This is a genomic window from Microcoleus sp. Pol12A5 (assembly GCF_036701435.1).
GTDB lineage: Bacteria > Cyanobacteriota > Cyanobacteriia > Cyanobacteriales > Microcoleaceae > Microcoleus.
Window position 1 is genome coordinate 1 of sequence record NZ_JAUBQU010000106.1, and the last position, 20,713, is coordinate 20,713.

Sequence of the window (20,713 nt, forward strand, 5' to 3'; positions counted from 1 at the left end):
TAGCGACTTGACTTAAGAACACTCATTTGAGTCATTGTCAAGTACAATTTATACCAAATTAGATGAGCTTACCCTGGGTTTTGCCGTTGAGAGAAATTTTGATGCTGTCGCCATCAACTACTTTAGTTATTTGCAGGTTCGGAATTCTGGTTGCCATATTTTGAACCCTTTTGCATTTGAGATTTCATGCAGGTATCGCTTGGATTATACACGAGTTCGTTATCGCTAGCAACAAGAATTTTTGTTTATTATATTAAAATTTGCCAACAGTCGCGTATTTTATTAAATCAGGAAAAAAATCCCGAAAATCCGATTCTAAGCGTTGATAGTTAGCTGTCAAATCTTCTATGCCACTTGCCAAGTTATTTGTCCGTTTGAGCCGCGCCGACATTCTTGTAAGAGTGATGCCGATTTCGGCAATTTCCTGATAAGATGAAAGCAAGTCGCGGGCAATTATTGTGGGCAACACCCGCTGGAGAGAGTCAGGTAATATATCGCGGTTGTCTTGCAGGATTTTATAGACATCCTGAGAAAAATCCCGGAGCGGAATTTCTGAATACTCCAGCCAATTTTTAGCTAAGAAGTGGTCGTAAAACACGTCAATCAAAACTCCCGCAAACCTTCGTCTGTGAGAAGAAACAAGGCTTTTACTCGATCGCACTATTGGGTGAGAGTCCGTGTAGCTATCTACTTTGCGGTGCAAATCGATGCCCTTTCTAATTTCCTCGGAATAAAGGTTGACGGCCGAACCTTTGACAAAATCTCCTAAGAGGTTGCCAATCAGGGATTCTGGCGTGCCTTCTGATAAGAATAGATGAGCCAAATAATTCATTGCTACAGTAAAAATATCTAAGATAGCATAAGGAGAAAGAATTATGGCTGTTCTAGAATGTGTAAAACCGGGTGCTAAACTCGGTCAAATTATTCTTGCCGTCGATCTTACTGTTGCCGGTGCTGTCCATCGCGTTTTGGCAAAAATTCAAGACTTGGGATATCACCCAAAAATTCGTCATGTCAACTATTCGTCTGGAGTTCGCGTCTTGTCTTGGCAATTCTCAAAGACGAACAGCACAAGCAAGCAGTTGATGATGACTACTTGCTGGAGGATTGGCTACAGGTAAGGTCTGAAATTAACGCCGCTGCCGTTCATCTGTGGAGCGGCAAATAAGCTACTAAACAATTATCTAAAACCGCAGATAAATGCAGATAATTATTAAACTTATCCGCGTTTATCTGCGTTTATCTGCACTTACAAAATACCCCTACGCACCACCCCGCAATTTATCCAAAACCGTCCGGTCTTCCAAGGTTGAAGTATCCCCAGAAACCTCTTCTCCCGCAGCTAAAGAACGCAGCAATCGGCGCATAATTTTGCCGCTTCGGGTTTTCGGCAAAGCATCGGTAAATCGAATTTCGCCGGGACGGGCGATCGCCCCAATTTCCTTAACCACGTGCTGCTTCAATTCCTTAGCCAATTCATCGCTAGGTTGCTGCGAGTTGTCCAGCGTGACAAAAGCCACAATGTCCTCACCTTTAATCTCGTCGGGTTTACCAACAACCGCAGCTTCCGCCACCGCTGGATGCGATACCAAAGCTGACTCTACTTCCATTGTGCCCAGTCGGTGTCCGGCCACATTAATTACATCGTCAACGCGACCCATTACCCAGAAATAACCGTCTTTGTCCTTGTGCGCGCCGTCCCCTGCAAAGTACACAAATTCGCCATCTTTCGGGTGCAAATATTCCCAATAAGTGCGACGGAAGCGGTCTGGATCGTTGTAAAGTGTACGCATCATTCCCGGCCAAGGATGTTTCACCACTAAATAACCGCCGCTTTCGTTAGTTACTGGTTCGCCCTCTTGGTCAACAACATCGACCATAATTCCGGGGAACGGTAGGGTTGCAGAACCGGGTTTTGTAGGAATTGCACCGGGCAAAGCGGTAATCATAATTCCCCCGGTTTCTGTTTGCCACCAAGTATCGACGATCGGACAATTTGAGTTGCCAATTACGCGCTGATACCACATCCAAGCTTCGGGATTGATGGGTTCGCCGACGGTTCCTAACAATCGTAAAGATGACAAATTGCGCGCATTCGGCAAGTGTTCGCCCATTTTCATAAAGGTGCGAATTGCGGTTGGTGCAGTGTAGAAAACTGTGACGCCGTATTTTTCAATTACATCCCAAAAACAGCCGGGATTAGAAGGGCGAGGAGCACCTTCATACATTAAAGTTGTCGCACCGTTGGATAGCGGGCCGTAGAGAATATAACTATGTCCAGTAATCCAGCCGACATCAGCAGTACACCAGTAAACATCGGTATCTTGGAGGTCGAATATCCACTTGGTTGTCATGTGGGTATAAAGGTTATAACCACCGGTTGTATGGACGACTCCTTTCGGTTTTCCGGTACTTCCAGAAGTGTAAAGAATGAACAGCAAATCTTCGCTATCCATCGGTTCTGCCGGACAGTCAGCGGATGCACCTTTTTGCAATTCATGCCACCAGCGATCGCGCCCTGGTTCCATGTCAATTTGCTGCTTGGTGCGCTGAACTACCAGAACGTTGGTAACGCTGGGTACGGCATTATTTGCTAGTGCTTTGTCTACTTGTGTTTTGAGCCCGACGGCGGTATCTTTGCGGAAGCCTCCGTCGGCGGTGATGACGAGTTTTGCTTGGCCGTCGTTGAGCCGATCGCGCAAAGCTTCTGCACTAAATCCGCCAAAAACAACGCTGTGTACGGCACCGATTCTGGCGCAGGCTAGCATGGCGATCGCAGCTTCGGGAATCATGGGCATATAAATGCCGACGCGATCGCCCTTTTGAACTCCCAATTCCTTAATCACATTTGCCATTTGGCAGACTTCGCGGTGGAGTTGCGCGTAGGTGAGGGTGCGAGAGTCTCCGGGTTCGCCTTCCCAAATCAGGGCGGCTTTATTTTTGCGCCAAGTGGTTAAGTGGCGATCGAGACAATTGTAAGAAATATTAATTTTACCGTTGACAAACCATTTAGCAAAAGGCGGCTGCCAGTCGAGCACGGTATCCCAGTTTTGGAACCAGTGCAATTCTTGGGCAGCGAGTTCTGCCCAGAATGCTTGGGGGTCAGCTTTGGCTTTGTCGTAGAGGGCTTGGTATTCTTCTAGGCTTTTGATGTGAGCTTTTTGGGAGAATTCAGCGGGCGGCTGAAATAGGCGTTTTTCTTGCAGAATTGACTCGATCGTATCTTGTGACATTGCTTTTAACTTTAACTTCGGTTCGTCTTTTTAACTATTGTTTGCATAAGTTGGGACCAAAGTATGTTTATTTTCCTTAAGACTTTGGGAAATTTTGTAAGAGGTTGAGATGTTGTTCTTTTTTTGCTCGCCGAGTAATGCCGATTAACGCAGATCTAGAGGATTTTTTAGCTTATTTAATAATTAATTATTCTTAGTAATTATTGGGTGACAAGTTTTTAAGTTATACTTTTTTGTAAATTAGATTAGCTATAATTTAGGTAGTTAGTTAAATTTAATTAAAGGAAAACTATGACGCAAAATTTAGAAGCAAGCCAACTCTCGCTAAATGACGTTCGCCGCCTGCTCAAATTGGAAGAGCGAGAAGGAGACGCCTTCACCGGTTTTTTCTCTTTGGAACCGCTGTCAGAATTAGAACAGCAGGAAATATTAAAAATTATAACTGACTTTCGACGCTACTTATCCGCCGGAAAAGTTTCAGAAGAACTGGTTAAGTTTTTAGTGCTTTCACCGTTAATGAGATTAGCAGGATTTTTTGATATTCCGATCGTGCTGACAATGGAAGATAGCATCCCGATCGAGGTTGAGGATGGGGATACTTTAATTAAAGGGCGCTTGGATATTTTAGCGGTAAATCAGCCGGATGCAGAGCTCGCGGCGGCACAGTTTTGGATTTTGGTAGTGGAGGCGAAAAATAGTGCGATCGATCCTTGGGCCGGTTTGCCGCAATTGCTGACTTATGCTTATAAAAGTTTGCAGCAGCAATCGTCTGTTTGGGGATTGACAACGAATGGACGTAACTATCAGTTTGTGTATCTGACGCGGGGCAATCCTTGCACTTATCAGATTTTACCAGACTTGAGTTTGACTGACAGGGAGCGATCGCTCTTGTTGGCGCAAGTGTTGAAAGCGATTTGCAAATTGCAGAATGTGCAGTTGCAGTTGGCTTAATCTCTGGGGTTAAAATCTGTGCTTACCCGTACTGCTTAGATAGATATTCTGTAACATCGGGGGAGACACCTTTAGTCGCTAATCGTCCTCTATCGCTGGTTTCAAATGTTGTTAACTTTTGTTGAGAAACTGCCGATTTAATTATAAATTAAGATTTGTAAAAAATTTACTCTAGTGAGTGACAAAATAAAAGTTTTTGTCTAAACTAAGACACAATTTGACCCGGAAACTGAAGGTAAGAAAATGTCTGAACTTAGACAAAATCTAATTACCAGAGATTGGGTAATCATCGCCACGGAACGGGCGACAAGACCGGATCAATTCGCTAACAAAAAAAAGTGGGCTGCCGTAGTGCCACCGCACCGTGCCGATTGCCCTTTTTGCGTGGGAAATGAGGAAGACGGAACCTTAGAAACTTGCCGTTTGGGCGATCGCACTGGCTGGAAAGTCAGGGCAATTTACAACAAATATCCCGCCCTCTCCCCGACAGCAGAATGGATGAGGATATCATCGGGAATTCACCGCACGATGGCGGGAATCGGCGTTCACGAGGTAATTGTCGAACACCCGCGACATGATTTGACGACAGCTTTGTTGAGTGTTAAAGAAGTTGCAAACATACTTTTAGTATACCGCCAGCGGTATGTAGAAATTAGAAAAAATCCCCACATTGAAACAATTATTATCTTCAAAAATCACGGGGAAAGTGCCGGAACTTCTCTCGAACACCCCCACTCGCAGATAGCAGCGACGCCCGTTGTACCCAGCCAATTCCGCAGCCGCATCGACGAAGCTATTAGATATTTTGATGACACGGGAGAATGTCTATTTTGCCGGACTTTGGAAGATGAATTAGCGGCGGAGGAAAGAGTGATTTGTGAGAGTGAACATTTTGTCGCTTTTATCCCTTACGCTGCACTTTCACCGTTTCACACTTGGATTTTTCCGCGCCGTCATTCCTCTTCGTTTGATGAAATAACTGATGGGGAAGTTGCCGATCTTGCTGATACTTTGAAAACTGTACTGGCTAAGCTTTATTACGGATTGAACAATCCCGATTATAACTATAATATTCGATCGGTGCCGATCGCCCAACGGGCAACAAAATACTTTCACTGGTATATTGCAATTATTCCCAGAGTTACTAAGCAAGCTGGGTTTGAGTTGGGTAGCGGGATGTTTATCAATACTGCTTTGCCCGAAGAAAGTGCGGCTTTTTTGCGATCGATTGAAATTCCTAGCGACAGTAATTTCTCCCCTATCTAAAGTATCCTACATCACAATAGTCCAATTTACTTCAAATTGGGGTGGAAATGCACGCAGCCACTCACTCTTAGTTGCGAGTCTGCGTTGAGAGAGGAAACTGATATCATATCGATTCCGGTTGCACTCCTTATCATTGTTGGCTGTTGACTGTGAGTCAAAAAAATGAAAATAGCGCGAATTATTTGTTGGCAGCTTGATTCGACTTTATGCCCGACTCCGGAAGCGCGGATTTGATATCATTCCGGCGCAGATGGAATTGATATTATTGGAGATTTGATATTTGAGATTAAAGAATTGCGCATAACGCATGCATGATCTAATGGGGTAGATCACCGGCCTAAAGTTGGATTCTTTTGTTAAACTGGTATAACTTACGTTCTCAAGTTATGAACGTACAAATACTTGTGGGTTTTACCAAACTCACAATAAACTTTCGACATAATGCCAGCCGTCGTCGCTAAAAGTAGCTCTCAACATATCTCTAATTTTGGCATCGATCGATAATACCCCCTCACCAGAGTCAACATTATCGCCGATTTCGCAACTGTCTTCAGACATATGTTCTTGGATGTGTGCCAGAGTATCGGCGAAATTAGCCAGAAAATAATGTTCGTGCACCCACGCTGTCGGATCTGGTATTGCTGCATTCCCAAAAGCTCGATCGACTAAATCTTTTTTGGCAACATCGTCAGTCTGGTTTTTCATGTTGAGTTCGATTTAGGTAGAACTGGTAACTTATATCATTTTAAGCTTAATTGTCAACAGGATCGCGATCCAGATCGACCACAGCAGTGACAAATTGGTGTCGTTTGTGCGATCGCGATCCTAATTATTTGGTCGATCGCGTGTTATCATTTTACCTCAAACTCCGTGACCAATAATTTTCCCTTCGGGCAAAATACACTTGGGCATCATTCCGTGAACTCCTTTTTGGGGATTGTTGACAGCCTGAGTAATCCGAAAATTTACCGCAATGGAACACAAAACATAAGCATCTTCCTCTTGGAAACCTGCAAACTTTTGCAGCCAATAAACCGTCTGTTTTACCGCCATCTCAAACGCTTCATCTAATGTTCTACCAAATCCCATAATTACAATATGAGTGGGCGTTTCTGCAAACGGAAACATCAAAATAAAATCCTTGCGTAAGATGATTTTAATAGTCCCGTTCATCGAAGTTTCTATAGCAGTACCGTCAACTTCACCGTCTCCTTGTGCCGAATGTCCGTCGCCGATGGACAGTAAACCGCCGCGCAGAAAAACAGGTAAAAATAACCGCGTTCCTGCTTGGAGTTCCTGATTGTCCAGATTGCCACCGTAGCGCTCTGGAGGAATAGAAGAACGGTTGATTTCTGAATTTGCAACGCCGATAATTCCAAAAAAAGGATGCAGGGGAATCCGAATGTCGCTACCTGGGGGAAATTCAGCAGTTTTTTGCGGTAAATCTAGCGGAATAAAACGCAATTTAGGTTCTGGAAAATAATCAGGTAATGCTCCCCATCCGGCGCGAATTGCATTAAATCCTACTGGCAAACTTGGGTAAACATTCTCAATGTGAATTTCTAAAACGTCTCCCGGTTCGGCATTGTTAACATAAATCGGGCCTGTCAGCAAGTGGGGCCCAGGGCCAACTTTGCGGTTGGGAGGCAAATTCTGACAAATATCTAAAAATTCCGGCGTTTGAAATTCCGGCGGCGCTTTGTCAGCAACATAATATCCTGAATAGGTTTCGATGTCGATGCGATCGCCTGAATCCACCCTTAAAGCAGGTTCGATATTCGGAGAGAAACCGCCCAAGTGTACGGTTTTGCAGTTAGCCTTGAGAAGGTGGCGAGTCATGAGATTTTAGATTTTAGATTTTAGATTGAAGGAAGGGTGTTAAGAATGTTATATCGCAAGTCTCAATCATTTTTGAGAGTTTTTTTTAATGAACCGCAGAGGGCGCAGAGGGCGCTGAGAAAGAGAATGGAGAGAGCACAAGAGGTCAAAAAATGGTTGAGGTTTGTTTGATGTGAGATATTTTACTATTTTCTTAACTTTGTGATCGCGTTGGTAGTTTAAAATTTAAAGTTAGCGGCGCGGGTTTATATGTATTTGGGGGGGGGAGTTGCGTTTGGCTGGTGAAACCCCCCCTACAACTAATGACTAATGAATTATGTTAACGCCTTTGCCCAATAAAGTAGAAAGTTCTCAAGGTTATTCTCGCAATCCCTGGTTTTTTGCTGTTTTGATTTTGATTGTCCTCTTGCTAGGTTTCATTATGCCATCTAACCTCAACGAACCTCAGCTTTTAACCGATCCGTTTTTGCAAGTCCCAACAGCAAACTCGGTGCGAGTTGTCTGGTTCACCGAGTTTGGCGGTACTCGCAACACTGTTGCTTACGGCGAAAATTTGAATCAAGTTGTGATGGCAAATACTACTAAGCTAAGCCGCACTCGCGAAGACAAAGACTCGCGCATCTCCGATGAAATGAAACAAAGCATAATTGACAGCAATCCAATTGTCCGCGACATCTGGCGCCACGAAGCAGAAGTCTCCAATTTAATGCCCGGTGTTCGCATTCCTTATCGAGTCACTAGCGAAAGGAAAGACGGCGCATCTGTCAGCAGCAAAGTTTTCACTCTTTCTCCGACACCAGCAGCAGGAAGGTCGCTCAAAATCCTCCTCACTTCCGACCATCAATTGATGCCTATGACAGCAGCAAATCTCCAGAAAGTAGCCGAAACAATTGGGAGAGTTGACGCGGTTTTCATGGCTGGGGATTTAATTAATATACCCGATCGCGCTTCCGAATGGTTTGACGACTACCGAGGCCGCGCCTTCTTTCCCGCTATGCAAGGTCGCGCATTTTCAGAACTGGACAAAAACGGCATCAAAACAGTTTACAGCCGCGGCGAACTGATCCAACACGCGCCTTTATTTCCCGCCATTGGCAATCACGAAATCATGGGCAGGTTTGCAACCAACAGCACACTCTATGACCAATTTAGTGATCCTTTTCCCCGCGCCGCTGCCGAGAAAATCTAAGCTCAACGTGCTGCCTCTTTGAATCCCAATAATGACCCTTCCGTGCGGGAAATATGGCTAAAAAACAATAGTTTTAATAGCGATACCTATGACGAAATTTTCAATTTGCCGGGAGGCAAAAATTACTATGCTGTGACTTTTGGGGAAGTGCGGTTAGTGACTTTGTACGTTGCGAATATCTGGCGGACTCCGAATTTAGATGCGGGTGCGAGAGGCAGGTATCGGGAACGAGACGCAGATTTTAATAATCCCGCAAAATGGGGATACGGACAGCATATTTTTGAGCCTATTGTCAAGGGCAGCGCTCAATATAATTGGCTGCAACAAGAGTTAAAGAGTTCGGAATTCCAGCAGGCAAAATATAAAATTGTGATGTTTCACTACCCGCCACATTCTCTGGGTGACAATATTGTACCTGCTTATACTGATCCAGTGCAAATAGTCGATCGCGCTGAGAATGGCGAGATTAAAATGGTGCGTTACGAGTATCCGAAACAGCAAGATTATCTGATTCGGGATGTAGTGCAACTGCTAGAAACAGCGGGGGTGCAGTTGGTATTTTACGGACATTCGTACTTGTGGAATCGGTTTGTAAGTTCCAGCGGAATGCACTTTTTGGAGACTTCTAATGTTGGCAACAGTTACGGTGCTTTTGTGGGGGAAAAGCGCCGATTTGTGCCGCCGGGATATCGGGAAGATTACAGCGCTATTGGAGACCCGAACGGATTGGAACCTGTGGTGCCGACTGTTGCGCCTTTGTTGGGAGAAGATAGGCTGCCCCTGCCGTATATTGATAGCAATGATATTACAGCTTTTACTATTTTTGATACGGGGGAAGGTACGGTTAGTAGCTACTATTTTGATACGCGGAAACCGGAGTCGGAAGTGGTGAAGTTTGATGAGTTTAAGTTGAAAAATTCGTAAATTGATTTAGTAGGGACAGGGCAGTGTTCAAAAGTCTCAGCTTAAGACTAAAACCCTCTATTTCTCTCGTTTATATCTAAGTCTAGATCCCCCTAAATCCCCCTTAAGAAGGGGGACTTTGAAGACTCCAGTCCCCCCCTTGTTAAGGGGGGTTAGGCAGGGTGGATTAATTATCACAGGATAAAGGTCTCATAGAAGAGGCGATCGCGTATTTGGAACTTGTAAGACTATCAAGTCATGGAGTGCATCAACAATGAATTTAATTGAAGCAATTAAATCTGTTCCCGACCATCGACAACCGAGAGGAATCAGACATCCTTTATGGCTGATACTAACAATAATTTTATTAGGCAGTTGTACGGGATATTGGGGCTATAAGCCCTTGGTTCATTTTACCACAAATCATCGAGCCACCCAAAAGTATTGAAAGTGAATAAATAAGTGATATAAATTGCCCAAAATCGGTTAAAATTGGGCTAAATATAAAAAAATATCTATTAATAATGATTCTAAATCACTTTCCCAAGATTGTCAAAGATATCCTCAAAGGGCTCCCAAAAAATGATTATCCAGTTTTGAATAGCCGCCTTTTGGTCGAGTGTTGGTTAGCTTATGTCCTGGATAATAGCTTAACTCGTCAAGCGCGATTTGTTTAAACCAATAAACCCTATAGGATTTGAGGTTGATATTTCAACATTTTCCAAGGCTAACACTCATCGAAGTCAAGAACCATTCCGAAAGATTTATAAGCAATTGAATCAATTATTCCCAACGCAACTCACAAAAAAATGCCTAATACATACGCCATTTCTCCAATTGATTCAATAATTATTACATTGACAAGTAAATTATTATGGATCCTAGGTCATCCAAAGAGTTAAAGTTTTTACTACCCTCAATTTATCGACAGGGAGTCCCGACGATAACCTCATTAACTTTGGACAGGCTCATGATTATAATTTGGGTTCAAAGATGATGTCTAAACTGCCAGGAAATGCTGTGGAGGTAATGGAATTAGGATGTGCCTGACTAAAGTTTATTCAATAATTAATCCAAGATAACAAATATTTTATGTTGCGGATTAACAACAATTGGAAGTTAGAATTTTAGTCAGAAAGTAGGTTGATAAGAATTGGTTCATTAACCGATGCTCGCTTTTATAGAATGGTAAATTTTTGTGATGTAGATACCAAAAGTGAGTTTCGCTTAGTCACTAATTTATCGGATGATGGAGAGGCGGCAGTTTCTGATGATGAAATTAGGGAGATATATCGCTTAAAATGAAAGTAGAATTGTTCTGGAAGTTTTTAAAGGTGCACCTAAAACTTGATAGATTGATTAGCAAAAGTTTGAATTGTATTACCATACAACTTTATACTAGGCTAATTGCATATCTAATTTTACTACTGATATCTATTGCCGCGCCATGGTAACAAACTATTAGACAAAATGCGCTATCTTCAAGCTTGTATGTGTCAGAAAATTAGTTGTGTTCATTGGTTTGAGGAACTCATGTTTTCTTGAAATGTTTACCTGGTTAGTCTTGCTCTATCTGAATATGTAAAGTTTTGTATCAATATTCAACATTTCTGGTTTATTAATTGCTGCTACTGTACCTCATAACATCCGGAAGTGCTGTATCTGCTATCTCCACAAGTGCTGTTTTTGTGGAAAATTGTGGCTGAGGCAAGTTTTGAGTTCCCTTGTTATCATTAGCCACTTTTTACGCATCCCAATTAATCATTAGTGGCAGATGACTTATGTATTGATAATTCCAGTATAGAAAACTTAAGCTACAACAATTATTTGTAGTTTCAGACAAGTTTAGTTGGTATTTTCTGTCATCAGCATTCCACTTTTCGGTAATCAGCTTGATAGGGTCTTGCCTTTGCAGGTTAATCGCCCAAACCCTTGATTGCTATCAGGTTAGCTGTGGCTTGAGAAGCTCCAGTCGTGACCGGTTAAGAAACTGGAGCGAATGTCTATGGGCTAATCTACGCAATTCAACAGAGAAGGGCTGTTAAAGCCATCTTAAATTAGTGGGATTTGTCAATAGAAAGAGCAGCCTGAACATCTTGATAAACAGAGCGTAAATGCTGGAGTAACTCTTGTTGGGACAACTCATGAATCTGAAGCTCTCTGATCAAGAACGCCAGCCTTTGTAAGGCACCATTGTGAATTTCTGCCTCAAGCAGCTCGATTAACTGTTGCTGTGTTAGCAGTTGTTGTTCCAAACAACGCATTCGTCGCCACCAACAAAGTTCATGATAGACAACGCCCGCAATTAATCCCGCTGTACCAAACATAATTAGGCTGGACACAAGAGTTATCTTATCCATTAGTCTTCCTCCTTCCCTGCTTCATCAAAAAAAAGGTGAAGTCTAACCAGACTTCACCTGGCTTAAATTAGGAATTGCTAAGTCAGCCTTATTAACTTTTCCGGAGTGGTTCTTCTAGAACTAACTAGGTATTATTCCTAACAACTCCATCAGCGCTTAAAGCCAAAATTGATGGGGTTTAACAGTGGCTTCGGAGTCAGACATGGGGTTTTTATACCGCACCGCAGATTTCAGGTTCCCCAAAATTTTTCGATCTATGTGGCGCGAAGCTACAAATTAGCAATTGCAGCATTTAACCCCAGGAGTTGTTCATCTGTTTTATCCAGCCTGCTTTTTGTCCGGGTTGTCTGGTCAGCGAAGGACAAATAGTCTTTTAAGGCTTGTTGTTGCACGGCTTGCAGTTCGGGTGTAGGTAGAGGTTTACGCAATTCATTGGGAATAGCGTCGTTAAAGAGATGGCTCACCAGTTGAGAGTACAATCTAAGTTCAGAGTTCCTGACGTTATCTAATTCCTGCTTTCCTCTAGCTGTACTGTAGTTGTAAAGTTCTGCTTCCATACCTTTGGTTTGAATATCGATGGTGCCAGAACGCCAGAAGTTATAAGCTCCTAGTTTCGCTTTGTCTGTGCGATATCCAATCACATGATTTGGAGCATCGCCGAAGAGTAGCAAAGCGCCCAACAAATCTAAGATCAGTTCATCTGTCGTATGAAGAATGTAAGGGCGACCTGACGCATTTGGTTGGCGCAGGATTTGGGCAATATCCAAGCGTGTCTTTAAATGTGAAAATGCCCGTTGGGTACGCCATCTATTATCTCCACTAGCGAGGGTAAGTAACAAGGGAACAATATCTACGCTAGAGCAAAGTTGTGTCCGTTCTGTTCCTGGGGCGGAAACCCACTGTTTAGTTGGGTCTTTGATGTAAAGAGGAACGTTAATTGATTCTTCATAGACAGCAGCACTTTTACCGCGCAACCCGTGAGAACCGCCATACTCGCCGTGGTCTGAGGTAAACACGACGATCGTATTTTGGGCAAATGGGGATTTTTCTAAACTATCAAGTGCTTTCCCGATTTGAGCGTCCACAAATTGTTGGAATAGTAGGTATGAATCCAACAGTTTCAGCCAGGGTTCTCCGAATTTAGGCGGTAAGTAGCCAGCCCCTAAGTTTGCTGCTCGGCGGAATGCTTCTTGCAAGCGGGGCTTTTTCGCTAACCCGATGGGGTTTTCAAAGTTGGGAATTTTATCTTTGAAGACACTTGGCGGGTTGCTTTCTGCGGGTATTTCCTTCGTTCCTTGGGGGTACCAAGAAATGTCATGGGGGTTGATTAAGCTGATGGTCGTACACCAAGGAGTCTTTCTGGCTTCGTTGGAATTGAGCCACTCGGTAAACTGTTCGGTGGATTTAATTCCTTGAGGAGGCGTACCGCCTTTGACAATATAAGGGTCTACTTCTAAACCTTCTCCGGGATTACCATTGGGGGAAGGATAAGTTCCGCCACTAAATCCGTAGGGTTCTAGGGAATCTCCGGTGGATAAATGCCATTTACCGAACCACCACGTACTGTAACCAAAGTTGTCTCGCAACAGTTTTCCCCAGGTAGGAAAGCCAGGATTAAGACTTGGCGCTGGCGCTGGAAAGAGTATGCTACTACTCTCACCACCATCATTCAAATGCGTATCCATCACAAATGTTTGGTGGGAGTATAAACCTGTCACCAATGTGCCGCGAGCGGCCGTGCAGGCTGTTGCTGCTGTATAGTACCGCGTGAAGTTGACTGAACTCTTTCGCAATTTCGCGATCGCGGGTAGATATTTGTCGAGAGTGGCTTGTGCTGGAAACCATTGGGGAGTGCGTAGTTGGTCTACGACAATCACAAGGATATTGGGCTTTTTATATCCCGATGTTTGTGCAATTGCCGGAGTATCGGATTTATTTACAATTTGAGAGCCAATTAGTGCGGCTCCTGCCAAACCCGTTGCTGATAGAAATGTTCGCCTTTTCATGTTCTTGATTTAATTGTACGAAACATAAGAAATCTAAAGAGTACGAGATAACTTTCCAAGAAAGAGGGGAGTAGGTAGCAGGGAATGAAGGAAGAGGCTTTCATTCTTTACCTGTGAAACTCAAAAAATTCTTGAAGCCTAAAACTAGGATTGGAGTCAGTATCATCTGGGTTGAACATTGGCATCATAGCGATGATTTCCTTATTCGGAAATATTTCATGTGTAAATTTTAATCAGGCTTCACCTTTGATTAAAATTTATTCGGGCAACCTTAATAAAACTTCACCTTGCTTAAATTAGGAGTTGCCAGTGTCAGCCGTGTTAGCTTTTTAAGAGTGCGTCTTCGAGTAATAACCAGGTGTTATTTCCTACAATACCATCAGCAGTTAGCCAGAAATCTGATTGAAAGCCTTTCACTCGTGTCGTGGTTTTATTGCCGAAATCGCCATCTACAGCTATCGTCATACTTCCTGATTTTCCTTGCCTTTTGGCTTGATTGAGGCGTGCCTGTAGATATTTCACTTCCGAAGGATTGTTGCTTTTGCTTTGGCTCAAGGTAGAGTGCATTTTGTTGGAATAAGGAACGATAGCGTCAAGGTAACTCCAAGTTTGTGAATCAACAATGCCATTAACTTTCAGGCAGCAATCAGCTTGAAACTTTTTGACATACTCAGTAGTAATATCACCAAAGTAGCCATCGACACTGATATAGCTGTGGTAAAAAAGATTGAGTTGTTGTTGCAAGTATTTAACTTGATTGGCCTCATTGTTATTACTGCCAGGGGTTAAGGTGGAGTGAGTTGTTTGGTCAGCGTGCATTGTTTTTTTCCCAAAATCAATGTTGTTGGTCTTTGATAATTCCAGTATCCAAACCTCCAGAAGCTTTCATCATTGGTAGTTTCGGACAAGTTGAGCTGGTATTTTCGGTCAGGTGCATGGTAGTTTTCGGTAATCACCCGATCGACCCCATTGATGACAGGCAGATTAGATATATTTACTCATTGACAAAAGTTCCACTTTCTTAAAATGTCTCGAATCGATAGGGCTTAACTCATAAGGGGTAATCGCTAGCAGCTTTAAAGATCCCTTGATGAAACCAAGTTAAGATAAGGTTGTTGCGTCGAGAAGCGCTGATGCCAGATAGTTTGACCCAAGAGCAGCAACTAGATATTCTGATCGTTGATGACCATCGCCTGCTTCTCAATGGAACGATTAGTCTGGTTGGCGATCGGTTTCCTAAAGCACAAATCCGCTCTTGCCAAACAGTCCAGGATGCTCTAACCCAAGTGAGAAAGCATTTGCCTGACTTAGCGATCGTGGATTTGTCTCTCCCAGAAAGATTGGGAACGACTGCCCATATCGAGCATGGATTGGACTTGCTCAAGTTATTGATGCAAGATTATCCCCAGTTGAACCTGATGGTGCAAAGCAGTAATGTCAAGGCATTAGTTCGCATCATGCCTGAAATTGACAATCATCAGGGCGGATTTACGATCGCAGACAAAAGCGTGCCAATAGATACCTTCCTGACCCGGATGGAGTGGGCTATGCAAGGGTTAACCCATACCAAAGACCTGCAAACCGACTTGGAAGTGAAACCCGAATGGTTGGAAGTAATGCGACTCGCTTTTGAGGAGGGACTTCAGGATAAAGCGATCGCCCAAACTATGCACAAGTCCGAACGGATGATTCGCCACTATTGGTCTAAGATTCAGGATGCACTCTCAATCTACCCGGAAGAGGGTAAAAATATGCGTGCACAAACCCAAATTCGTGCCCGTAAAATTGGATTAATTGATTAAACGAGCAATGTCTACGGTTAATGAGCCATACAATATTTTAATTTTAAAGCGCCGAGTCGTGCTGGCAATGTTGAGTTTGGCGACGGTTGGCGCAACTATTGCTACATTTCTGCACCGACTGCAACCGCACCCTCGTACCATTTATCTAATTACACCTCCGTTGTTGGCGATCGTATGCCTGCTTTTACTGATTCGTCTCTACAAAAAACCAGAGAGCTTGCAACAAGTGATAAATCTGGCTTTACTTGCAGGGGTACTGTTCGTAGTGGTTCCCAGTTGGTTATATACCCTACAAGCGATCGTCACATCGGGCACCACCCTCGTAGATAGTTTGCCCCCTGTAACACCCGCGTTGTTCGTGTTGACAATGGTGATGCTGATCGCCCTGCGTCGCCGCCAGCAATTGGTGATTGCAACTGTGATCGCTTGGATGGCGATCGCTGCCCCAATTCTCACCTATTTGCTGCTGCACCCGTCAGAACTTCACACTTCGCGAGGCTTAGATTTATTCATCTCCCTCGGCCCAACAATGGGGATACAAATTCTCCTGATTCTGTTTTATAACCGCGTCCAAGATATCGTCCAGGGCTTATATACCGAGCGTCTCCAATACTATGCTCAAATTGTCGAGCGACAGGCGATTCGTCAGCAGGCAATGGAACAAGCCTTCACGCAAATCCACAATGGCCCTTTGCAAACCTTAGCTCTCCTCCTGCGGGATATGCAGCAAGAACAGATGCCATCTCAACAATTGTTCCAACGCTTGCATAGCCTGAATGCAGAGATCCGGGCAGTGGGGCGCAGTCTCACCGATGAAGCGGATTCAGAGCAACACTCCGCAGCCGTTTTAACCAGCCTAGAACCTCCTAATTCCGAACAAACTCTCCGTCTGGGGGAAGGCACTTGTATCGATCTCAACCGCCCCCTGCATAATTTATTGTATGAAGTTTATGCCATTACTTTGAAGCGCAATTTGCCTTATTTCCAGACCATTCAAGTCAAAGTGCGGAATTTCGCCCCCATCGAGCAAACTAACCTCACCTTGGAGAGAAAGCGGGATTTCTGTTTGTGGTTAGAGGAAGCTTTATGTAACGTGGGGAAACACGCTCTTGGAACAACTCGAATTGTCGTGACGGGAGAACATCAGCAGGGGCAATATGTTCTCAAGGTGCAAGACAATGGCCCTGGACTTAAACCCGAACAAGGACAACAGGGAACAAAACACTCTCACATTTTGGCTCAACGATTGGGGGGACAGTTTCGACGAGAATCTTTGCCCAAGGGAGGGGTGATTTGCGAACTTTCTTGGTTAGTGAAGTCATAGCTATTGTTGAATTGGATTGGATTTTACTTCTGGCCCAAGTTAGGGCAAACTGTCCTGTTTTTAACAATGGTGCAAGATGTAAGATTAAACCTTCTCTTTCGCAGGCGGAACCAAACCGGTTTTATTCAAACCGGCATCAATCTGCCTGAGCAATTTAAAATCGTCTTCGGGTAAGGAATTAACAGGCGAGTGTTTTTCCAGAAACGAGAATGCTTGGCGAAATTCACGCGGTCGGCAGTCGATCGCACCATCGAAGTGACAAGGTACAATTTTTTCAAAGTCCCAACTCGCCACTTGATCCGCCCAATCGAGAGTTTCCCTCGGCGCGCGGTTGAGAATCAATGTCTGCAAAATCGGCGCCACAAACAACCGCCCTCCTCCCCGCAAAGCCTCAAACGATCGCACCCAATCTGTTTTCCACTTGAACGGATACAACCCAAAATAAGCTTTCCTTGAGCGTTCTGGCGCTTGGCGTGCGCTGGCAAATACCTCCGACCACGGCGGCACTTCCAGCACGCTGGGGCTAAAATACATGGCAAATAAGGCGATTCTCTGCCACCCTTTGCGCCGATTTTCCTGGGTGTCTGCCACAATGTCCGAGGCGCTGTCTTTGGCGTGAAACAGCAGCGGGTACGAGTCGAGTTGGACGATCGCGGGCGGATTTTCGGGAATCGAAACCACCGAATCTGTTAACATCAGCGTGCGCGATCGCCTGTGAAATAACGCAACTTCAGCAAATTTGCCCAAACCGAGGTTGAGGGGGCCGAGAATTGCCCAGTCAAATTGATCGGCTAACGGCGTATTGCTGCTGTCAAACGGCAGTATAGAGGTGCGTTTCGCCGGCAAACCCAGCCAACTCAGCGGCAAATTCACGGGGAAACTCCATTGCTGCGGGGCGACAAACACCTGCGCTTCGGGAAAACACCTCGCAAAGGGGCCGACAAAAACTTTGTGCTCGATGCCGGAAACCGTTGTCAGCAGGATGTACTTCACCTCGCCGTGCTCTGCTACTAACTCTTTTACCAAGCGGATGCACTCAGGAGTCGGTGCAACGGGGGCGTAGACGAGAAGGCCTTCGGGTTCTAGTTTAATTACTGTCATCCGAATCGGGACAACAACGTAGAAAATGCCTTGTAGTTGGTCAAAAGTCCAGATTGTATCTTTAACTATTTCCTTGCGGATGGTGCGCCGCTTGCTGTAGGGATAGAGGGGGACGACCGGCCAAAAGGCCCAAGAATAGTCCCGAGAATCAATCTGTGCTGATGTTGGTATGCCTTCGCCCTCTGCCACTGGTGCGACTCCTTGCCGATTTTTTTGTACGTGCGTGCGATCGAACTATTTTTATTTTATTTCACTCGTGTTGCGCGGATTCGAGGAGTTGAAAAGGGGTTTCACCAGGCCTGGGTGCGAGAACTATTAAACCAACTGTTCAGGATCGATGCCTAGTTCCCGCAACCGCGCCGCTAGTCTTTCCTCTCGCTGTTGAGATTCTGTCAGTTGCTGTTGAGATGCTATGAGTTGCTGTTGAGATTCTATCAGTTGCCGTTCCGCCGCCGTTGCTCTTTCACTCGGACTCAAAATCAACCCTCCTTGGGCCGTAAACCACCGCAACCACAACCGATTCATACTCTTATAAGTGCCTTGCCACCAACCTAAACTCAACTGCAACTCAGGAATAAATAACCGCCCATCAATTAATTCTGCAGGTTCATAGTGGCCTCCTACAAGATGAAAAGCTCGCAATTCATCCGTGTAGCGACTGAACACAAAATAGTAAGGAATCCGCAAAATTTGTTCATAAACTTGCCACTTAGTCGGCGGTTCCCCAGCTTGCTGAACAGTCCGCCCTAAATCTTCATCTTCAGTGCCCGGCGATAGCAATTCCACCACCACAAACGGATTTACCCGTTCTTGCCAAACTACATAACTCAAACGCATATCGCGCCCTTGATAAAGCCTTGGCACACCCACCGCAGCAAACCAATCCGGGCGTTTGTGCCAGCGCGGTTGTGTTGCATCGTAATACAAATTTAGGTCACTGGCTGTAAAGACTTGTTCCGCATCCCATCCCGGCGGCAAAAACGTGAATTCCAAGAGTTGCGGCTGATCTAAATGAAATGTATCTGGCAAACCGGGTTCCTTTGGGTCTTCGCTAGGTAAATCATACATTGTTGGCAAACTCTGTCGGGGGTCTAGAGGCGGTTCAGCTTGAGCAGGCGGGTAAGTCGGGAATGTCATAATGAATTCTGAGGTTGCTTATCCTGATATGATTATAGCCTTGTGAGAATGTCTGGCATTTCCAAAGAATTCCCATTAACTCTCAATCTCAAATCTCAAATCAAAACTCCTAAATCGATATGACTCAAAACTACCGCATCACTCTTTTACCAGGAGACGGCATCGGCCCTGAAATTATCGCTGTGGCGGTAGATGTCCTGAAACTTGTCGGCCAACAATTGGACATCGGCTTTGAATTTCAAGAAGCTTTAATGGGCGGTGCTGCTATTGACGCAACAGGCAATCCGCTGCCCGAAGAAACACTCTTAAAATGCCGCGACTGCGAGGCAGTATTGTTAGCAGCAATTGGCGGTTACAAGTGGGATAATTTGCCCCGCGAACAGCGCCCGGAAACGGGATTATTAGGACTGCGCGCTGGATTGGGATTGTTTGCAAATTTGCGTCCGGCGACTATTTTACCGCAGTTGGTTGATGCTTCAAGTTTGAAACGGGAAGTTGTCGAAGGCGTAGATATTATGGTCATCCGCGAACTCACAGGCGGCATTTATTTCGGCAAACCGAAAGGTATTTTTGAGACGGAAACAGGCGAAAAACGCGGTGTTAATACGATGGCTTACACCGAGTCGGAAATTGACAGAATCGGGCGAGTCGCTTTTGAGACGGCTAGGAAGCGGGGAAAAAGGCTGTGTTCCGTTGATAAAGCGAATGTTTTGGATGTTTCGCAACTGTGGCGCGATCGTATTATTGCCCTTTCTTCAGAATACCCTGATGTCGAACTTTCTCACCTCTACGTTGACAATGCAGCAATGCAGTTAATTCGCTGGCCGAAACAGTTCGATACAATTGTCACCGGCAATTTATTCGGCGACATTCTTTCCGATGCGGCGGCGATGCTAACTGGTAGTATTGGAATGCTGCCTTCGGCTAGTTTGGGAGCAAGCGGGCCGGGAGTTTTTGAACCCGTGCACGGTTCCGCACCAGACATCGCCGGACAAGATAAAGCCAATCCCATAGCCCAAGTTTTGAGTGCGGCAATGATGTTACGTTACGCCTTAAATCAGCCGGAAGCTGCTAATAAAATCGAGCAAGCAGTTGTAGAAGTTTTGAATCGAGGTTATCGCACTGGTGATATCATGTCGGAAGGCATGAAACTCGTCGGCTGTCGGGCAATGGGCGATGCTTTAATTGAAGTTTTGCAAGGTTGATCTATTTATTTTGTAGATACTGTCTTGACCTGTCAAGGGGTAGCGTTCCAATAATTGGGATCGAAAGGCTTTTGGGATTTTAAAATCCCAAAAGCCCAATGCAGCAACTGCCGATATCATTGCATCAATCACCTGCATTTTGACGTTTCCACGACCCCATAATCGCACAGCGAGTCGGTTGGAGTAAGAGGTTGCAAGGTATCGCCACTACATCCTGCAGATACAACGCCTTTTTTCGTCGGACGTTTCCAGTACAAAACATACGAGTTTTGCCTTTAATTGAAGTTCCAGAAGTGCGATCGCGCTTGAGTTAGACCAGCATAGCCCTCTTCTGTCACTCTAGGCAGAAGAAAATAAGAATTCCCTCTCATTCATCAAGTAAGAGAAGGGATTTGGG

16 protein-coding genes and 2 pseudogenes are annotated in these 20,713 nt (G+C 44.7%); 9 read left to right on the forward strand and 9 right to left on the reverse strand.

Annotated features, from left to right (window positions below):
- Positions 1-253 precede the first annotated feature (253 nt).
- Positions 254-832 carry an ACP phosphodiesterase gene (locus QUA45_RS22195; RefSeq protein WP_333075001.1) on the reverse strand — a complete coding sequence of 193 codons (579 nt, stop codon included), beginning with the start codon at positions 830-832 and terminating at the stop codon, positions 254-256.
- A 43-nt stretch (positions 833-875) separates the two neighbouring features.
- Here QUA45_RS22195 and QUA45_RS22200 point away from each other — a divergent pair, with 43 nt between their 5' ends.
- Positions 876-1,121 carry a hypothetical protein gene (locus QUA45_RS22200; RefSeq protein WP_333222130.1) on the forward strand — a complete coding sequence of 82 codons (246 nt, stop codon included), beginning with the start codon at positions 876-878 and terminating at the stop codon, positions 1,119-1,121.
- A 141-nt stretch (positions 1,122-1,262) separates the two neighbouring features.
- Here QUA45_RS22200 and acs read toward each other — a convergent pair whose 3' ends face one another.
- Positions 1,263-3,233 carry an acetate--CoA ligase gene (gene acs / locus QUA45_RS22205; RefSeq protein ID WP_333099740.1) on the reverse strand — a complete coding sequence of 657 codons (1,971 nt, stop codon included), beginning with the start codon at positions 3,231-3,233 and terminating at the stop codon, positions 1,263-1,265.
- Between the two features lie 291 nt (positions 3,234-3,524).
- Here acs and QUA45_RS22210 point away from each other — a divergent pair, with 291 nt between their 5' ends.
- Both QUA45_RS22210 and galT read left to right on the forward strand, forming a co-directional pair.
- Positions 3,525-4,184: a restriction endonuclease subunit R gene (locus QUA45_RS22210; RefSeq protein ID WP_333222131.1), complete on the forward strand. Its 660-nt coding sequence runs from the start codon at positions 3,525-3,527 to the stop codon at positions 4,182-4,184.
- A gap of 243 nt (positions 4,185-4,427) precedes the next feature.
- Positions 4,428-5,450 carry a galactose-1-phosphate uridylyltransferase gene (gene galT, locus QUA45_RS22215; protein ID WP_333099736.1) on the forward strand — a complete coding sequence of 341 codons (1,023 nt, stop codon included), beginning with the start codon at positions 4,428-4,430 and terminating at the stop codon, positions 5,448-5,450.
- 420 nt (positions 5,451-5,870) lie between these two features.
- On the opposite strand, the gene QUA45_RS22220 is transcribed toward galT, so the two are convergent.
- Positions 5,871-6,155: a hypothetical protein gene (locus tag QUA45_RS22220; RefSeq protein WP_333099735.1), complete on the reverse strand. Its 285-nt coding sequence runs from the start codon at positions 6,153-6,155 to the stop codon at positions 5,871-5,873.
- Positions 6,156-6,311: 156 nt separating this feature from the next.
- Positions 6,312-7,289: an acetamidase/formamidase family protein gene (locus tag QUA45_RS22225; protein ID WP_333222132.1), complete on the reverse strand. Its 978-nt coding sequence runs from the start codon at positions 7,287-7,289 to the stop codon at positions 6,312-6,314.
- 316 nt (positions 7,290-7,605) lie between these two features.
- Here QUA45_RS22225 and QUA45_RS22230 point away from each other — a divergent pair.
- The 3 genes and pseudogenes from QUA45_RS22230 (at position 7,606) to QUA45_RS22235 (ending at position 10,926) form a co-directional block, all read left to right on the forward strand.
- A pseudogene (locus tag QUA45_RS22230) lies at positions 7,606-9,402 on the forward strand (metallophosphoesterase family protein).
- 253 nt (positions 9,403-9,655) lie between these two features.
- Positions 9,656-9,829, forward strand: a complete 174-nt coding sequence (locus QUA45_RS29255; RefSeq protein ID WP_445304976.1) for a transposase family protein — start codon at positions 9,656-9,658, stop codon at positions 9,827-9,829.
- A 76-nt stretch (positions 9,830-9,905) separates the two neighbouring features.
- Positions 9,906-10,926, forward strand: a pseudogene (locus QUA45_RS22235) (IS4 family transposase).
- A 512-nt stretch (positions 10,927-11,438) separates the two neighbouring features.
- On the opposite strand, the gene QUA45_RS22240 reads toward QUA45_RS22235, so the two are convergent.
- The 3 genes from QUA45_RS22240 to QUA45_RS22250 form a co-directional block, all read right to left on the reverse strand.
- On the reverse strand, positions 11,439-11,741 hold the full coding sequence (locus QUA45_RS22240) for a hypothetical protein (protein ID WP_333222133.1): 303 nt from the start codon (positions 11,739-11,741) through the stop codon (positions 11,439-11,441).
- 269 nt (positions 11,742-12,010) lie between these two features.
- Positions 12,011-13,747: a sulfatase-like hydrolase/transferase gene (locus tag QUA45_RS22245; protein ID WP_333222134.1), complete on the reverse strand. Its 1,737-nt coding sequence runs from the start codon at positions 13,745-13,747 to the stop codon at positions 12,011-12,013.
- Positions 13,748-14,068: 321 nt separating this feature from the next.
- Positions 14,069-14,566: a peptidoglycan-binding protein gene (locus tag QUA45_RS22250; RefSeq protein WP_333222135.1), complete on the reverse strand. Its 498-nt coding sequence runs from the start codon at positions 14,564-14,566 to the stop codon at positions 14,069-14,071.
- Between the two features lie 314 nt (positions 14,567-14,880).
- On the opposite strand from QUA45_RS22250, the gene QUA45_RS22255 reads away from it, so the two are divergent.
- Both QUA45_RS22255 and QUA45_RS22260 read left to right on the forward strand, forming a co-directional pair.
- Positions 14,881-15,549: a response regulator transcription factor gene (locus QUA45_RS22255; protein ID WP_333222136.1), complete on the forward strand. Its 669-nt coding sequence runs from the start codon at positions 14,881-14,883 to the stop codon at positions 15,547-15,549.
- A 7-nt stretch (positions 15,550-15,556) separates the two neighbouring features.
- Entirely contained in the window at positions 15,557-16,873 is a 1,317-nt protein-coding gene (locus QUA45_RS22260; protein ID WP_333222137.1) for a hypothetical protein, read from the forward strand.
- 84 nt (positions 16,874-16,957) lie between these two features.
- Here QUA45_RS22260 and QUA45_RS22265 read toward each other — a convergent pair whose 3' ends face one another.
- Positions 16,958-18,163, reverse strand: coding sequence for a DUF4336 domain-containing protein (locus tag QUA45_RS22265; RefSeq protein ID WP_333222138.1), 1,206 nt, complete (start codon positions 18,161-18,163; stop codon positions 16,958-16,960).
- A gap of 126 nt (positions 18,164-18,289) precedes the next feature.
- Complete coding sequence (locus QUA45_RS22270; protein WP_333222139.1) at positions 18,290-19,111, reverse strand: Uma2 family endonuclease; 822 nt, start codon at positions 19,109-19,111, stop codon at positions 18,290-18,292.
- A 119-nt stretch (positions 19,112-19,230) separates the two neighbouring features.
- Between QUA45_RS22270 and leuB the strand changes: the two genes are divergently transcribed.
- Complete coding sequence (gene leuB, locus QUA45_RS22275; protein ID WP_333099717.1) at positions 19,231-20,316, forward strand: 3-isopropylmalate dehydrogenase; 1,086 nt, start codon at positions 19,231-19,233, stop codon at positions 20,314-20,316.
- Positions 20,317-20,713 lie beyond the last annotated feature (397 nt).

What these genes read in the sequence shown, in the direction of transcription:
- QUA45_RS22245 (WP_333222134.1), bottom strand. Translation starts at nt 13,747, where the DNA reads ATGAAAAGGCGAACATTTCTATCAGCAACGGGTTTGGCAGGAGCCGCA.
- QUA45_RS22195 (WP_333075001.1), bottom strand. Translation starts at nt 832, where the DNA reads ATGAATTATTTGGCTCATCTATTCTTATCAGAAGGCACGCCAGAATCC.
- QUA45_RS29255 (WP_445304976.1), top strand. Translation starts at nt 9,656, where the DNA reads ATGAATTTAATTGAAGCAATTAAATCTGTTCCCGACCATCGACAACCG.
- acs (WP_333099740.1), bottom strand. Translation starts at nt 3,233, where the DNA reads ATGTCACAAGATACGATCGAGTCAATTCTGCAAGAAAAACGCCTATTT.
- QUA45_RS22270 (WP_333222139.1), bottom strand. Translation starts at nt 19,111, where the DNA reads ATGACATTCCCGACTTACCCGCCTGCTCAAGCTGAACCGCCTCTAGAC.
- QUA45_RS22220 (WP_333099735.1), bottom strand. Translation starts at nt 6,155, where the DNA reads ATGAAAAACCAGACTGACGATGTTGCCAAAAAAGATTTAGTCGATCGA.
- leuB (WP_333099717.1), top strand. Translation starts at nt 19,231, where the DNA reads ATGACTCAAAACTACCGCATCACTCTTTTACCAGGAGACGGCATCGGC.
- QUA45_RS22200 (WP_333222130.1), top strand. Translation starts at nt 876, where the DNA reads ATGGCTGTTCTAGAATGTGTAAAACCGGGTGCTAAACTCGGTCAAATT.
- galT (WP_333099736.1), top strand. Translation starts at nt 4,428, where the DNA reads ATGTCTGAACTTAGACAAAATCTAATTACCAGAGATTGGGTAATCATC.
- QUA45_RS22240 (WP_333222133.1), bottom strand. Translation starts at nt 11,741, where the DNA reads ATGGATAAGATAACTCTTGTGTCCAGCCTAATTATGTTTGGTACAGCG.
- QUA45_RS22255 (WP_333222136.1), top strand. Translation starts at nt 14,881, where the DNA reads ATGCCAGATAGTTTGACCCAAGAGCAGCAACTAGATATTCTGATCGTT.
- QUA45_RS22225 (WP_333222132.1), bottom strand. Translation starts at nt 7,289, where the DNA reads ATGACTCGCCACCTTCTCAAGGCTAACTGCAAAACCGTACACTTGGGC.
- QUA45_RS22260 (WP_333222137.1), top strand. Translation starts at nt 15,557, where the DNA reads ATGTCTACGGTTAATGAGCCATACAATATTTTAATTTTAAAGCGCCGA.
- QUA45_RS22250 (WP_333222135.1), bottom strand. Translation starts at nt 14,566, where the DNA reads ATGCACGCTGACCAAACAACTCACTCCACCTTAACCCCTGGCAGTAAT.
- QUA45_RS22210 (WP_333222131.1), top strand. Translation starts at nt 3,525, where the DNA reads ATGACGCAAAATTTAGAAGCAAGCCAACTCTCGCTAAATGACGTTCGC.